Raw genomic sequence first — 14,585 nt, forward strand, 5'->3', positions numbered from 1 at the left:
ATGTTTAAACGAAAAAGGGACGATCCACTGGAGACCGTCCCTTTCTTTATGGTGGAAAATGGTAAAACTTTTTATCCGATATTCTTTACCTTCAACAGATATTCGGCGATCTGCACGGCATTCAGGGCTGCGCCTTTCTTGATCTGGTCGCTCACTGTCCAGAAAGTCAAGCCGTTCGGGTTCGTGATGTCCTTACGGATACGGCCCACGTAAACAGGGTCTTTTCCGGCGATGAACAACGGCATCGGATAGTCTTTCTTTGCCGGTTCGTCTTGCAGGATAACACCTTCGGCTTCGGCGAACGCCTTGCGGGCTTCTTCTACGCTGACCGGCTGTTCGGTTTCGACCCAAGTCGCTTCGCTGTGGGCACGCATGACCGGGACACGTACACAGGTGGCGCTCACTTCGATGTCGGAGTGCATGATCTTGCGTGTTTCGTTATACATCTTCATCTCTTCCTTCGTGTAGCCGTTGTCCGTAAATACGTCTACGTGCGGAATGACGTTGTAAGCCAACTGATAAGCGAACTTCTCGACAGTCGGTTCTTCGCCTTTCAGCAGTTGTTCATATTGTTTTACCAGTTCGGCCATAGCTGTTGCGCCTGCACCGCTGGCTGCCTGGTAAGTCGATACGTGTACGCGCTTGATGTGCGACAGGCCTTCGATTGCCTTCAATGCAACGACCATCTGGATGGTGGTACAGTTCGGATTGGCAATGATACCGCGCGGACGATTGAGTGCATCTTCCGGGTTCACTTCGGGAACAACCAAAGGTACGTCGTTATCCATGCGGAATGCACTGGAATTGTCGATCATCACAGTACCATGTTTCGTAATGGTTTCTGCAAATTCGACAGAAGTACCGCCACCGGCCGAAACAAAAGCAACATCGATTCCCTTAAAGTCGTCGTTATGCTTAAGCTCCTTGACGGTAATCTGTTTACCACGGAAAGTATAAACACGTCCGGCACTGCGAGATGAGCCAAAAAGCACAAGCTCATCCATCGGGAAGTTTCTCTCGTCGAGTACGCGCAGGAACTCTTGTCCTACGGCTCCACTCACTCCAACAATTGCTACTTTCATTTTGAGCACTAATTAATTTGTTTATAAAAAAAATAGTATAACTTTACAGCGTGTATAAAAAGCACTGCGCTTCCTCCGTTACAACGCTTTGGGGTGCAAAGATATACAAATTATAAACAAAACTGTAAGGCTATGAAACAATTTATTCTTTTTCTCTTCGTATTACTTCCTTTTTGTGTGACTTCACAGGTAAATGAGACGTTTGACGGGCCGGAGATCGATTCGGCTAATCCTTGGCGTGAAGATTCAGCCGGATTCTTTGTGAAAGACGGACGGTTGCAGTTCGATGCAAGCCGAAGGGTTAAAGGCATTCATACGATCAAATTGGACATCCCTTACAATGTTGACAGCATGGAATGGATGTTTGATGTTTCTTTTTCTTATAAGCCTACAAACAATAATAATGTAAGAGTTTTTGTCTATGCTACCGGTGAACCTACAAATGTCGCTTATTTTATACAAGTGGGCCATAACGAGGGAAATGTATCTTTGTATTCATGGCCTCTTTCTTCTTCCGATTCACAAAGGGAAATAAAAGGGAGAGGTGGTATCTTAACGAAGGAGAGTAATAACATTCGCGTTAAATTGACTTTGGAGAATAATTCTAAATTGGTTTTGTATACACGTTTAGACACAGAAAGTTGTTTTTATAAAGAAGGAGAATGTAAAGTTGTCTCTTTAGGAATTAGGAAAGGTGGCGTTTTAAATTTGCAATGTAGGTATATGGCTGCATCAAAGGATAATATGATTACTTCTTTTGATAATATCATTATTTCTGACCATGTCACTTCTACTCCGCTTGAACCGGAAGAAAAGCCGGGGACATCTGATGAAGATGTAAAAACTCTGTCTTTGCAGGATTTGGAGCAAGAGAGTGCGACAGAACTTCTGATGGTGTTCGATGATCCCGTAGATCCTGCCCAATACCAAATATCTTTATCAGAGATAGGCGATGCCGATGATGTTTATATCTCAGAAGACGAAAAGGTGCTGAAAGTTGCATGGAATGAAGCCATGTTGAAGGGCAAAACCTATACTCTGTCTTATTCTGGTATATTCAACAAGTCGGGTGGTGAATGTAAAGGTGATACAACGTTTATATCTGCTTACGGAGAGGACAAACAGGAACCAGGACGTTCAGGCACGCTCTTGATTAATGAAATTATGGCTGATGCTGTTGGGCTGAAAGAGTTAGAGAAAACGGAATATATAGAACTGTATAATGCGTCGGGAAAGGAACTGTCGCTTAAAGGTTGGCAGCTTATATACGGAAAGGAAAAGCCGAAAACGATCGGAAATGTAAGCGTCCCTGCAGCAGGTTATTTAGTTTTATATCGTTCGGGTAGGGAAATAAATATTGATGACGGAGGCATAGCTGTCCCGATGGATAATTTCCCTTCACAATTGGCTAATGCAGGTAAAGAACTGCAATTATGGGATGCTTCGGGAAAAGTGGTAGACAAAGTAACCTATGCCAAAGCCACTTCCGGCAAATCCTGGGAACGTTCCGCTTCGGGCTGGCATCTCAGCGTTGATCCCCGTGGAGGAACGCCCGGCTCGGTTAATTCCTCTCCGGGTAATGAGGAAGAGCCGCCGGTGGATCCTGCCGATCCGGACGAACCCGATGTCCCGGATAATCCGGCTGATCCCGACATCCCCGTAACCGCAGATCCTGTCCAGCCCGGAGAAATCGTTATTAACGAGTTGCTCCCCGACCCGTATGCTGGAGGCAGCGAATATATCGAATTGTATAACCGTTCGGATCACCCCTTGTCCTTGTCTGCTCTCTCTGTCGCCATCCGTAAATCGGACGGGACGCTCGGCACCCGGTATCCTTTGGCCTCTGTCCCGCGCAACCTGACAGCAAAAAGCTACCTCCTCTTGACCAAGAGCCTGGAAGGCGTTGCCTCTTTCTACGATATATCCGATCCGTCCGCTCTTTGCGGGATGGCCAAACTTCCTATTCTTGCCAATACATCTTCTACTTTGGTATTATTCCGTGCTGCGGATGAAACAGTAATAGATGAAGTCGCCTATTCGTCGAAATGGCACGCTCATTCCGTCAAAAATAAAAAAGGAGTCGCCCTTGAACGCATTGATCCGGATGCCGCTACGCAAAACCCGGCAAACTGGACCTCTGCTTCCGAAACGGCAGGTTACGGCACGCCCGGTTATCGGAACTCCCAATATAAAAATGTTTCGCCTGGAGGTGCTACGGGGATAGAGCCTCCTGTCTGGATAGAAGAATCGGGCAGCTATACCGTTTCCTACCTGCTCGACCGTCCGGGATATAACTGCCGTGCCTTTGTTTTCAATACCTCCGGCCTGCGTGTCGCCGAGATAGCCAACCATGAGTTATTAGGAACGTCCGGCGAAATTACTTGGAGCGGCATTGCCAGCAACGGAAGCCCGCTACAAACAGGCGTCTATATCTTTTATGCTGAAATATATCACCCCGAAGGTACGGTAAAACGCTTTAAGAAGGCTTTCCTGATCCGGTGATAAACTGTCAATAAGTAGTTGATTAATAAATGGCTTTATGCTTGTGGAAGATTTCTTGATTCTTTAACTTTGTCATATCTTCTATAAGCATGAAACATTACCTAAATAAATTGTAATGCTTATGGAAGAAGATGAATTAAAATTCTTGCAACAACATAGAGATCTGTTCTGAGTTTGTCCTTTATGAACAGATTGAAGAAATGATGCGGGAATAGGCTTATTCATAAACCGCCTTACACCAGCTAACCCTTTGTTTATACCATTCGAGCATTTTGGGCAAGGATTCTTGCGGGACGAAAACGGTCAGGCCGCAATAGCTGTCCACCGGTAATGCCTGCTGGGGGGTGCCGTAGTAATAATAGGATTTAGGAGTATGTGCTTTGTAGACAACCGCTTTATCCAGGCAGCTGATGAACTGGTCGTATTGTTCGTCTGTCGCCAACTGTTTGATATAGTCTGCCATGTCATACAACATTCCAGAGCTGCGATACAAGTATTCCAGCCTTTGCATCTTCTTGAGGTCGAGGCCGTAGATATCGCTTTCGGTCTTATCTGCCAAGATATCATGTGTTACGCTTTTCAGGTTCTCCAGTTCGCTTGTCTTCGTAAGCGAGACGGTCGCATACGGATAGGAGTTGTTCTGGTAATAGTTGTAGAACGTTTCGCCCACCTTTTCCAGTTGCAGGCCGGTGGCGAACAGTTGCGGCATCATCTCCGCGTAAGGCCATCCGTCCGCCAGTGTCTCGGTGGGGGAAGCCAAGATATATTCCGCTTTATTCCTGAGCTCGTAAGCGCATTCGACACTTGCCATGTAGCAGGCGTCGAACAAGATAAAATTAAATACGTTGTCCGGCAGTCCCTTTGCCAGGTCGTCTATCTCCATCCAGTTGTTGCCGTCCTGCCCGAACGCTTTCAGCTTGTTTTGGTAATCCGAAGGCAGCCAGGCGGTCCCGTGGCTCCATAAGACCAATCCGTAGCTGTCTGCCTGATACTGCGAAACCACTTCGCCGATCACGCTCCGCATCACGTCGGGATCTGCCGAATTTTGTTTCTCGTAATCTTTCAGGTGGAATTTCTTGACGACACCGTTCTCCTCTTTTATCTGAAGAAGTTCCGGGTTCGAACCGACAGGGGCATAATACACGATCAGGTTCCCGCCGTTGAGGTTTTTGCCGGTCGCCCCCTCTATCATGCTCTCTATGTTCTTGGATGCGAAACTGTTCAGGCTGTTATTGGCCATCATGTAGACTAAAATGGTGCGGGTTGTCCGGGGTTCCGGAGTCTCATTTTCGGAACAACTTGCAAGTCCTAAGCAAAAGATGATAAACAGAGTGATCAGTTTAAATTTCATATACCCCCAATACTAAATAATTTATGCAGGCAAAGATAAGGAATTAATCTGTCCGGCGCGTGCATTTAAGTATCAAATCTGTTTATAGACATATAGATTTTGCATATCTTTGTTTTCTAATTCAGGATGTAAATCAATAAATGTCGATGAACAGAATCTATCTTGTCCTAATCAGTCTGTGTTGCGCTTTCTGTGCCCGGTCGCAGATGGTTGCCGTAAAGACGAACGTATTGTATGACGCGACCACGACTTTCAACCTCGGAGCGGAAGTGGCATTCAATAAACATCTTTCACTCGATGTTTCGGGCAATTACAATCCCTGGACTCTCCGGGACGATAAATCCCTCAAGCACTGGCTCGTGCAACCGGAGTTGCGCTACTGGCTGCACGAACGGTTCAACGGGCATTTCTTTGGCGCCCATGCCCTGTATGCCGACTATGAGGTGGCGGGCAAGTCCTTGTTGAATGTGATGAAATCCCGTTATGCCTACGACGGCAATGCTTTTGGAGGGGGACTTTCGTATGGCTACCAGCTTTATCTTTCACCTCGTTGGAACATCGAGTTTACAGCCGGAATCGGGTATGTCCGGTTTAGATACGACAAAAGCCCTTTCCCCGGAAGCCGGGATGAGTCGGGCAATTACCGCAACGATTATTTCGGGCCTACCAAGTTAGGGATAAGTATCATGTATATCATTAAATAAGAGCCTTATGAGAACAATTCCGTATATCCTGCTTTTCCTTTTTGCCGCCCTGTCCGGCCATGCCCAGGAACTTCTGTCCGATTACCGGGGGATGGTGCATGTGAAGGAGAATAGTATCGAACGACAGGGAGACAACTTGGTGTTGGACCTGCAAATCGACTTGTCCGGATTGTCCGTAGGCCGTTACCAGAGCCTGGCGATCGCACCGATGCTTCGCGAAGGACGCGACTCGCTGATGCTTCAACCGATCGTCGTCAACGGGGCCAATAAGCAGAAGATGTACGAACGGAAGCTCGCTTTCGAAGGCAAAGTCGTAGCGGATGACGGGGCTTATCTGGTCGTGAAAAACCGGCCGTCCTTGCTTCGCGAAATTATCTATCGGAAAGCGGTTCCTTTTGAACCTTGGATGAAGGGCGCGGAACTCGTCTTGGTCGGCGAACTGAAAAACTATGATGGCGTTACAAAGAAGGTGTATATAAATGTCTTGACGGATAGCCTGCCCTTTTATTCCTTCTGACATCCGGGTGCGACCGTCCAAAACAATCGGATGTAGAGGATTCTTCCCGTTTCGTCCTCCCATTCATAAATAATATGTATATTTGTGGATTACATAACAAATAAAAAACAGTAACTATGAAAAAGGAAGAGTCGGATCTGAAAATCATGGAAGAGATGGAAAGAAGAGAGTTGCAGGACAGGTATATCCGTTTTGATTGGGCCATCAAGCGTCTGTTGCGCCAGAAGGCCAATCTTTGGGTGAAGACTACGACAAGATCAAGAAAGTCTACTCCATCAGCGTCCTCTATTTCGACATCGGTATCGGGACGGACTATATCTACCACGGCCAGAACCATTTCGTCGGCGTGCATACGGGTGACCAGTTGCGTGTCAATGAGCGCGAACGCAATGTCCTCGTCTCGCGCCTCCCCGCCGAAATCTTCCCCGAATATATCCTGATCCGCGTGAACGAGTTCGACAAAGTGGCTCTCACGCCCTTGGACGAATGGATGGAATACCTGAAAGACGGCACGATCCGCCCGGACACGACCGTCCCCGGCCTGAAGGAAGCCCGCGAAAAGTTGAAATTCTATTCCATGTCGCCCGACGAACGCCTCGTCTACATCCGTCACCTCGAAGACATCAACATCCAGAACAACGCGATCTATACTTCCAAGCTGGAAGGAATCGCCGAAGGAAAAGCGGAAGGTTTTGCCGAAGGCATGCGCCAAGTCGCTGTCAGGATGAAAGAGACGGGCGTAGACATGGCCACCATCGCAAAGTGCACCGGCTTGAGCGAGGAAACAATCCGGTCTTTATAAGAGAGGCTGCACTCTTGTTTAAAAGTAAACCGTTTCGTTGCTTGAACCGCCGTCTACCCACGGGTTGATGCTGCCGGAGAGATGGATGTCTTTTGCTTGCAGGGTGAATTCGTAGGTTTGTTTCTTGCCGGGTTCGAATGCTTTGAAGGATTCGATGCGGTAGTCTTTACCGCTCATACGGACGATAAAGACGGGCTGGGCAACCGGGAAGAGCAGGTGGTCGGCAACGATTGTCTGTTGTGCCGGGGTGACAGGGGTTTTTAAGTCCTTGATAAATGTGTAGGCCGTTGTGGAAACCGCCTGCGTCAGCTTGCCTGTCTGAATGTTGAGTTGCAGAGCAGGGGAGTAATTGGCTAAAGAGATGCTTTCCAAGATCATCTCTTCTTTGATGTCGTCGGCTTTCTGGAATTTGATGGTGATAGCCGAGAGGAGGTGGTTGAAGGAGAGGTTGACCGTCTCTTCGCTTGTGGCTTTACTCCGGTTCAATACGGGAGTGGACCACATGATATCTTCTTGTTTGCTTAGATCGAACGGAATACTTCCGGGCGTATGGGTGGCCGATTGTGTATAAGGATAGTAAGCGTAGAAGTTTAGCAAGGTGTCGGGATTGATCGGATAATGGGCGTCTGTCGAAGTTGTCAGTTCGGCACTGCCGGCTTCTTTGGTATAGAGATGGTTGGCCAGATCCTTACGGAGCGTCGTATTGACGCTTCCGTCATCTTTATGATGCCCCCAAGAAAAGACTCCGATTTGTGAGTTGTCGGGAAGGGTGGTCTCGGTGATGATGGATTTGGTGGTAAGGGTTTGGATATGGGTGGAGAAGTGGATGGATTGCGATGGCGTTGCTTCCACAAGTGGCGTGTCTGTTTCATTACAACCAGAAAATATAAGAAATAATAACCAAAATGTGTATTTGATGATTTGCATGTGTTGTAATTGATTTGTAAGAGGGATGGGGAATCAAAATATATTGAAGGTGTGTCAATAGTGTCCCGTTCCCGCGCGTCAAGCGCGGGAACAAGAGGATTTTTACATAACTTCATGACTTTGATGCAACATCAAGGATTGTTTTATTATTCAACAGTACCTGATCCTTCAATCAGTTCTCCCCAACCTTCAATGGATGCTGCTGCACTTACGCTTTTCTTGTTGAATGTTAATTTGATATTATATTGTTTCCCTTTTTCAGGATTTTTGTCTTCTCCTGCTATTTTTATGTTGTCAACAGTAAAAGTCCCATTGTCTTTTGTAATTATTTCTAATGATATTTTCTTACCAGGCTGAATCATTAGAGCATCATTATCACCAATTGTAGTACCAGGGGTAGCAACTATTTCATAATTCCCACTTGTAAAAGCTTCTATACCATTTGATTTGTCTTTAGTCCATGTTAATGATTTTGTTGTAAGATCAATGCCTGAAGGAAGTTCTGCTCCCATAAGTTTGACAGAAGTTACTTCGTCACTACTATCATAGGTATCTCCTTTTATAAAAGTGAATTTTATGAGCGCAAGTTGATGACTAAAAGTTAAAGATGCATTAGCTGTAGGAGCTAATCTTGTACCTGCATCAAGTTCGTTAGATAATAAAACATCTGTTTTACCATCTGGCGCATTAAACGTAGTAGAGGTTTCGTTTATTGTCCCTTTTGGGAAAAATCCGAAAAATACAGCTTTATCTCCATTCGCATTGTAATATTGTACATTATTTTTGAAGAGATCATCTGTATTTTTTGTGATTGATACTTCAATTGGAGTTGTGCTCCATGCCCCTTCTCCATCTTTTCTTAATATGGCGACATCAACTGGATCACTATCTCCTATAGGAGCCTTAGTCTCAGCTTTAAGAACTCCTGCTGCAATTTTAATCTCCACCTTCTCCTGATTCCCAGCATTAATAACTTCGTCAACTGGATCATTCTCATTCGAGCAGCTACTCATAGCTGCCATGCTTGCAATTGCAAGCATGCTTAATACTAAACTTTTCATAATATTCCTTTTTTTAATTGTTGTTATACCCTATAATCGCTTATTATTTATTTGTCTATTCGATGATTAAGCTGTCTCCGATGGCGACTTCCCAGTGGTTGATTTTGACTGTGAAGGTGGGACCGGGAACGACGGTGGCTTCTATGGCTACGTCTATGTCGTGACCTTCGGTTTCGTCGATGGATGTTCCTAAGTCGATCGTGGAAGAGCTGTTGCTGCCGTCGGATAAGGTAAAGTCTAATGTTACCTCATGGGCGGGCGTTTCCGGTTGTCCGGGTTCTCCGGGCTGTACCGGCGGCTCCTCTCCTTGTTCTTTAGGTTTTCCCAGCATCAGAATGTTTGCTTGAACTCCTTCCTCCGAGGGAGTGGTTTCGAATGTCAGGTCTGCCGTCTCTTCTACCATGATCTCCTGTTTGCTCAGGTTGATCGAGGTCGACATCCCGCTGATGGTCCCTTTGCAACTTACCATCTTTTCCATTCCGTCGACCTTGATCTTGATGGACAGGTTGCGGACTAACGGTTCGGGGACAAATTCGACCAACTCGTTGTCTCCCGCTTTTATTTCCAACTCCTCCAGGGCGATTCCGTATAAGGGGACCTGGCCCGCTTGAAGTTCGTCGGCGGCTTTCGTCGTTTGGATATACGCTTCCGCCGTTTCGTACTTGTTCGTATTCCTGAAAGCGATGCCGTCTGCATCACAGTTGAACACCAAAAGCTTGTAGCGGGCGGGCGGCAACGTGAAACTCATTCCGTTGGCATCGTCGTCCATCTGGATGACCGAGCCGCCGTCTGCCGGATAAAAACAGTACCTTACTTGTCCCGGAACCGGATATCCTTTCAACAATTTTTCCCATTTGAAGGAATATTGCACGTGTCCCTGCTGTTCCAAATCCGGAGTCTTTTCCTTGCTGCACTTTATCAGCGTGGTTATGATGCAACAAATGGTAAAGGCGATCCCTGTTTTTATACAATTCTGAATGTCCATTTCTACTAATAAGTATCGATTGCCGATACTCCCTTACTGTTATGATGCAAATGTAGAGAGATTGGAAACAGGTGAAATTGCTTTTTTTAATCAAAAAGTTGCAAAACTTGCAATATCTGTTGATTGTTATATGATTTCGTTTCTTTCGTTGCGGACGGCGCGTGGAGACTTGCCGAAATTGGCGCGGCAGAAGTGGGAAAAGTTGGAGAGTGACTCGAAACCATACTTGTAGCAGATTTCGGAAATGCTGAGGTTGGTGGCGATCAGGTCGTTCTGTATGTCCTCGCATTTCTTTTTGAGCATCCACTGGTAGGCGGGTTCCCCGAAAGTCTCTTTGAAAAGACGTCGGAAGGTGGGCGTGCTGTATCCGCCTAATTGCGCAAAAGCCTCCACGTCTTTTACTTTCAGGTAGTTTTGCATGACGAAATAGCGGAATGTCTTGCTATACCTATATATAGGTGCATAAAAAGTGGCGATCTCCTTAAGCGTGTAATAGCAGTTGAGCAGAAAATACAATTCCGTCTGTTTGGCTTTGAGAAACTCGGTGCACAGGAGGTCGTTGTTGAGGTACATCTTCAGCCCGTTGATGAAAAGGCGGAGCGGGAAACACATGTCCATGACGGTAGGAAGCAAAGGCGATTCTTTTGCCAGTTCGAGCCCTTTGTTGAAACGGTCGCTGCAAATGGACAAGGGAGTTTCGAACAGGTACAGGATGCATTCCGTCGCTTCGAGCATGCGGAACTCCACACGCGAACCGATCGGCTGCATGATGAACTGTCCGTCGTGGAAGATCGTGCCGGGATGTTCCTCGCTATCGACCTGGACTTGGCCGCTCACCAAAAAGTAGATCGTATTCTGCGAACACCGTTCCTTCGGGATTATCATCCCTTTCGGGAAGGAGCGGTATTTGAACAGTTGCTTCTGGTAGCGGGAGCAGGAAGAACAGTCTGTATATTTCTGACAGATGAAATCCGACATGCGCGGCTGTGTTTAGAGTTTTACCTTTTTGCTTTTACCTTGATTTTCGTTATGGAAACGGTCTACGGCTGTGACCACGTAGCGGTATTTGCGTTTCCCGTCGTTGTAGGGCAGCAGGTAGTTCGTCTCGCGTGTGACCGCTACGATCTTCGAAGGGTCGTCCAGATTGACCGGCTCCTTGTCTTCGAAGCGGTAAATGACGAAATAGCTTGCCAGTTCGGGATTGGTCTTGCTTTGTTCCGCCTGCCAGTGCAGCAGATAGCCTTGGGCCGTCCATTCGGCTTTCAGCTTCTTGACCTCTTGCGGAGCCCGGTTGTGCAGATGGGTATAGGCCGGGATCAATGCCGGATAGCGGTGGTAGTTCCGTTTCAGGCTGTCGGCCACTCCCTTGTTGTTCCAGAGTATTTCGTTTGCAGGCCAGAAGCAATTTCCGCTGACATGGGGCAGTGCGCGTTCATAGCGCATCTTGCGGGTCAGTTCTCCGGCTTTCATGGTGCGGGCTACATCCTGGCCGATATACAGGTGTCCGCCATTGGCGTTTTTGTCCCACCATTTGACCAGCGTGATATAGTCGGCTGCCGGATGTCCGATCTCCCAATATATCTGTGGAATGTTATAGTCTATCCACCCCTCTTTCACCCAGCGTGTCACGTCGGCATACAGGTCGTCGTAGTTCTGCAGCCCGTTGGTGTTGCTGCCTGAACCGTCGGGTGTGCTTTTCTTGTTGCGGTAGATGCCGAACGGGCTGATGCCGAATCTTACCCACGGTTTGGACAGCAGGATGGTGCGCTTGATCTCGCGGATCAGCTTGTTCACGTTCTCCCTTCGCCAGTCTGCACGCTGCGATGCTTTGTATCCTTTGTTCAAGCCGTGTTTTTGAAAACTCTTGTCGTCCGGGAAAGGCATGCCCGCTACCGGATAGGGATAGAAATAGTCGTCCATGTGGATCGCGTCTACATCGTAACGGCTCACGATGTCCCGTACCACGCGGCAGATGAACTGCCGGCTTTCCGGTAATCCGGGGTCAAACAGGATTTGCTTGTTGTAGGTCACGAACCATTCCGGATGCTTATTATATATATGTGAATCGGCAAAACGGGTATTTCCGGCTGTGCTTGCCCGGTAAGGATTCAGCCAGGCGTGGAATTCCATATTCCGTTTATGGCATTCTTCGATCAGGAAAGCCATCACGTCGAAGTTCCCTGCCGGGGCGAGTCCCTGTCTGCCGGTGTAGAAACGGCTCCAAGGCTCGATATCCGATTTATAGAAGGCGTCGGCTTCCGGCCGCACCTGGAAGATGATCGCGTTGATCCCGCATTTCTGCAGATAGTTGAGCTTGCGGATGAAGTCTTTCCGCATTTGTGCGGGTGTCATATCCTTATATTCTCCCTGGAAAGCCGTCTGTATCCAAGCCCCGCGAAATTCCCGTTTCGCTTCTTTCCCAGCCGGTTGCTGCGGTATTTGTTGCGTCGTCTTACATGACGTTACTGCACCAAGCAGCAAGATCAGTAGCAGACGGAGGTATTTTGCCATCATGAAGTCTGTGAGTTTGAGATTCTTTTGTTTGTTGTCCTATACACTTTGTACAATTCGACACAAAGATATAAAATAAAATTGAGACTTAGTACAGAACGCAGTAATAAGGCTGATGAATAGCGGTTTAGGCGAGAGAAAGGAGAGAACAGAAAGCGACAAAGTTGCATTACTATCTCGTTACTTTCTTTTGGCTGGTAAAAGGCCAGGCCGGGATAACCTCTGAAATGGCAACGACCGCCCCGACATTCCAATCCCATATAACAGCTCTGTTTTTTGCTAAATATTGTGCCATTTTCGAGAATAATCAATAGCTTTGCATAAAATGTCAAGTTAAATCAGTTAGAATGAAGCATATCAATAGTTAAAAGTCGTTTTAGTAGAGAAGCAAAAAAACAGGAAAATGGCTTGCCGAGCAATTGGGCAAAGACCCAGCTACAGTATCGAGATGGTGCTCCAATTCTATCCGACCACCCGTTGAAACTTTCGCTAAAATAGCCGAGTTGCTGAATGTTGATATGAAAGAGTTATTTAATAGTAGCAAGTAGGCATATTGTGCAAAGTAAAGATATAGAATAAATAATAATCAAGGAGTGAAGAGCGATTCTAATATTTAGGAGTATACATGGAACAACAAAATGAAATCATCATATATCAGTCTCAGGATGGTACGATAAAAGTCGATGTACTATTCTCGGAAGAGACGGTTTGGTTAACACAGACGCAGATCGGTTCTCTGTTTGGAAAGGCCAAATCTACTATAAGTGAGCATATCAAAAATATCTTCGAAGAAGGAGAATTGAATGAGAATATGGTTGTTCGGAAATTCCGAACAACCACTCAGCATGGTGCAATTGAAGATAAAACACAGAGCCACGAGGTTAATTATTATAACTTGGATGTAATAATCTCAGTTGGTTACAGAGTGAAATCTATGCAAGGCACGCAGTTCCGTATCTGGGCAACGCAGCGTTTGAGGGATTATATCATCAAGGGTTTTGCTCTGAACGATGAGCGATTCAAGAGCGGTTCATCCATGAACTACTTTCGAGAACTGTTAGACAGGATTCGGGAGATTCGCTTGTCTGAACGGCTTTTCTATCAACAAATCAAAGATATTTATGCCACAAGTATTGATTACGATCCATCCGATGAGATGACCCTTGCCTTTTATAAAGAAGTACAAAACAAACTTCTTTGGGCGGTCAGCGGGAAAACTGCGGCGGAGCTGATTTATTATCGGGCAAATGCCGCATTGCCACAAATGGGACTGACATCAACATCTTTGCCCAACAAGGTTCGTAAGGCAGATGTGGAAATTGGAAAGAACTATCTGAATGAAGAGGAGATCGGGCTTTTGAAATTGATCGTGGAACAATTTCTTGCTTATGCAGAGACTCAGGCCATCCAACACAAACCGATGTATATGCGGGATTGGATTGAGAAACTGAAGCAAGTACTTACTATGAATGATAAAAACATATTGGAGCACGCCGGGTCAATTTCTCATAAATTGGCACTGCAAAAAGCCACTGATGAGTATGATAAATACAAGGAGGTGCAAAAACAGTTGGAGCGACTGGAAAGTATCAAAGAGTTGGAGAAAGATATTCAAAAACTGAATAAGAATAAGAAAAAAAGAGAATAACTTAAACTTCAAGCTATAATGGAGACTGAGAAGGATTTTTGGTCTCCGTGTATAATACTCCTGAATATCTTGGTTATTAACAAAATCCCCTTTATATTTACATAGAGTTGTTTTAGGGAAGGTAAAGCATTGATAACTAGTGCGGCCTGACTTTCGCTAAATCGTTACCAACAACTTGTTACTTCTCAATTATAGCCTATCAGTCAGATAGATACAAGAAAAAATCTTATTTGAAGCAAATATCATTGTTACCGGAGATAGATCCGGAGGTTGGTGAGCCGCCCTATCAGTTATTCCGGGAAAAGCAGCATGTCGCATTACCCAATACCGGTATGGTCTATTCCCTGGATATCGGTGATCCGTATGATGTGCATCCGAGAAATAAAAAAATCGTTGGTGAGAGACTGGCGGAGCAAGCATTCCGGATTGTTTATGAGAAAAGCAAATAATCAAAATGTCACTGCTTCTGCATGTAATCGGGTTTAATACCCCATA

The 14,585-nt window shown here is 46.1% G+C and carries 12 protein-coding genes and 2 pseudogenes; 7 read left to right on the plus strand and 7 right to left on the minus strand.

Features of this window, described 5'->3' with window-relative positions; all coding sequences use genetic code 11:
* Positions 1-71: 71 nt before the first annotated feature.
* The gene (locus ACW6QF_RS02335) at positions 72-1,082 is read right to left on the minus strand and encodes an aspartate-semialdehyde dehydrogenase (RefSeq protein ID WP_186928478.1); all 1,011 of its coding nucleotides are present in this window, start codon (positions 1,080-1,082) and stop codon (positions 72-74) included.
* Positions 1,083-1,214: 132 nt separating this feature from the next.
* Here ACW6QF_RS02335 and ACW6QF_RS02340 point away from each other — a divergent pair, with 132 nt between their 5' ends.
* Positions 1,215-3,584 (plus strand): lamin tail domain-containing protein, encoded by a 2,370-nt coding sequence (locus tag ACW6QF_RS02340; protein ID WP_456086678.1) that lies wholly within the window; start codon positions 1,215-1,217, stop codon positions 3,582-3,584.
* 217 nt (positions 3,585-3,801) lie between these two features.
* Here the strand turns inward: ACW6QF_RS02340 and ACW6QF_RS02345 are convergent, their stop codons facing one another.
* The gene (locus ACW6QF_RS02345; RefSeq protein WP_456086679.1) at positions 3,802-4,935 is read right to left on the minus strand and encodes a clostripain-related cysteine peptidase; all 1,134 of its coding nucleotides are present in this window, start codon (positions 4,933-4,935) and stop codon (positions 3,802-3,804) included.
* Positions 4,936-5,081: 146 nt separating this feature from the next.
* On the opposite strand from ACW6QF_RS02345, the gene ACW6QF_RS02350 reads away from it, so the two are divergent.
* The 3 genes and pseudogenes from ACW6QF_RS02350 (at position 5,082) to ACW6QF_RS02360 (ending at position 6,958) form a co-directional block, all read left to right on the plus strand.
* Positions 5,082-5,639, plus strand: coding sequence for a DUF3575 domain-containing protein (locus tag ACW6QF_RS02350; protein WP_456086680.1), 558 nt, complete (start codon positions 5,082-5,084; stop codon positions 5,637-5,639).
* A 7-nt stretch (positions 5,640-5,646) separates the two neighbouring features.
* Complete coding sequence (locus tag ACW6QF_RS02355) at positions 5,647-6,156, plus strand: DUF3868 domain-containing protein (protein WP_298548503.1); 510 nt, start codon at positions 5,647-5,649, stop codon at positions 6,154-6,156.
* A gap of 116 nt (positions 6,157-6,272) precedes the next feature.
* Positions 6,273-6,958, plus strand: a pseudogene (locus ACW6QF_RS02360) (hypothetical protein).
* An 18-nt stretch (positions 6,959-6,976) separates the two neighbouring features.
* On the opposite strand, the gene ACW6QF_RS02365 reads toward ACW6QF_RS02360, so the two are convergent.
* The 5 genes from ACW6QF_RS02365 to ACW6QF_RS02385 all read right to left on the minus strand — a co-directional run bounded on the left by ACW6QF_RS02365 (position 6,977) and on the right by ACW6QF_RS02385 (position 12,445).
* Positions 6,977-7,810 (minus strand): fimbrillin family protein, encoded by an 834-nt coding sequence (locus tag ACW6QF_RS02365; protein ID WP_456086681.1) that lies wholly within the window; start codon positions 7,808-7,810, stop codon positions 6,977-6,979.
* A gap of 221 nt (positions 7,811-8,031) precedes the next feature.
* The gene (locus ACW6QF_RS02370) at positions 8,032-8,946 is read right to left on the minus strand and encodes a fimbrillin family protein (RefSeq protein WP_456086682.1); all 915 of its coding nucleotides are present in this window, start codon (positions 8,944-8,946) and stop codon (positions 8,032-8,034) included.
* Between the two features lie 55 nt (positions 8,947-9,001).
* Positions 9,002-9,931: a DUF5119 domain-containing protein gene (locus ACW6QF_RS02375; protein WP_456086683.1), complete on the minus strand. Its 930-nt coding sequence runs from the start codon at positions 9,929-9,931 to the stop codon at positions 9,002-9,004.
* A 126-nt stretch (positions 9,932-10,057) separates the two neighbouring features.
* Positions 10,058-10,909, minus strand: coding sequence for an AraC family transcriptional regulator (locus tag ACW6QF_RS02380; RefSeq protein ID WP_298551795.1), 852 nt, complete (start codon positions 10,907-10,909; stop codon positions 10,058-10,060).
* A gap of 12 nt (positions 10,910-10,921) precedes the next feature.
* Positions 10,922-12,445, minus strand: a complete 1,524-nt coding sequence (locus ACW6QF_RS02385; protein WP_456086684.1) for a glycoside hydrolase family 10 protein — start codon at positions 12,443-12,445, stop codon at positions 10,922-10,924.
* Between the two features lie 361 nt (positions 12,446-12,806).
* Here ACW6QF_RS02385 and ACW6QF_RS02390 point away from each other — a divergent pair.
* From ACW6QF_RS02390 to ACW6QF_RS02400, 3 genes and pseudogenes are all read left to right on the plus strand, one after another.
* Positions 12,807-12,990: pseudogene (locus ACW6QF_RS02390) on the plus strand (helix-turn-helix transcriptional regulator); the annotation flags it as partial.
* A 77-nt stretch (positions 12,991-13,067) separates the two neighbouring features.
* Positions 13,068-14,090, plus strand: a complete 1,023-nt coding sequence (locus ACW6QF_RS02395) for a virulence RhuM family protein (protein ID WP_298551792.1) — start codon at positions 13,068-13,070, stop codon at positions 14,088-14,090.
* Positions 14,091-14,320: 230 nt separating this feature from the next.
* Entirely contained in the window at positions 14,321-14,539 is a 219-nt protein-coding gene (locus tag ACW6QF_RS02400) for a hypothetical protein (protein WP_456086685.1), read from the plus strand.
* Positions 14,540-14,585 lie beyond the last annotated feature (46 nt).

Source organism: Parabacteroides sp., assembly GCF_977054455.1.

Bases quoted from the DNA above. Each gene is read 5' to 3' on its own strand.
- ACW6QF_RS02335 (WP_186928478.1), bottom strand. From the start codon at position 1,082: ATGAAAGTAGCAATTGTTGGAGTGAGTGGAGCCGTAGGACAAGAGTTC.
- ACW6QF_RS02340 (WP_456086678.1), top strand. From the start codon at position 1,215: ATGAAACAATTTATTCTTTTTCTCTTCGTATTACTTCCTTTTTGTGTG.
- ACW6QF_RS02345 (WP_456086679.1), bottom strand. From the start codon at position 4,935: ATGAAATTTAAACTGATCACTCTGTTTATCATCTTTTGCTTAGGACTT.
- ACW6QF_RS02350 (WP_456086680.1), top strand. From the start codon at position 5,082: ATGAACAGAATCTATCTTGTCCTAATCAGTCTGTGTTGCGCTTTCTGT.
- ACW6QF_RS02355 (WP_298548503.1), top strand. From the start codon at position 5,647: ATGAGAACAATTCCGTATATCCTGCTTTTCCTTTTTGCCGCCCTGTCC.
- ACW6QF_RS02370 (WP_456086682.1), bottom strand. From the start codon at position 8,946: ATGAAAAGTTTAGTATTAAGCATGCTTGCAATTGCAAGCATGGCAGCT.
- ACW6QF_RS02375 (WP_456086683.1), bottom strand. From the start codon at position 9,931: ATGGACATTCAGAATTGTATAAAAACAGGGATCGCCTTTACCATTTGT.
- ACW6QF_RS02380 (WP_298551795.1), bottom strand. From the start codon at position 10,909: ATGTCGGATTTCATCTGTCAGAAATATACAGACTGTTCTTCCTGCTCC.
- ACW6QF_RS02385 (WP_456086684.1), bottom strand. From the start codon at position 12,445: ATGATGGCAAAATACCTCCGTCTGCTACTGATCTTGCTGCTTGGTGCA.
- ACW6QF_RS02395 (WP_298551792.1), top strand. From the start codon at position 13,068: ATGGAACAACAAAATGAAATCATCATATATCAGTCTCAGGATGGTACG.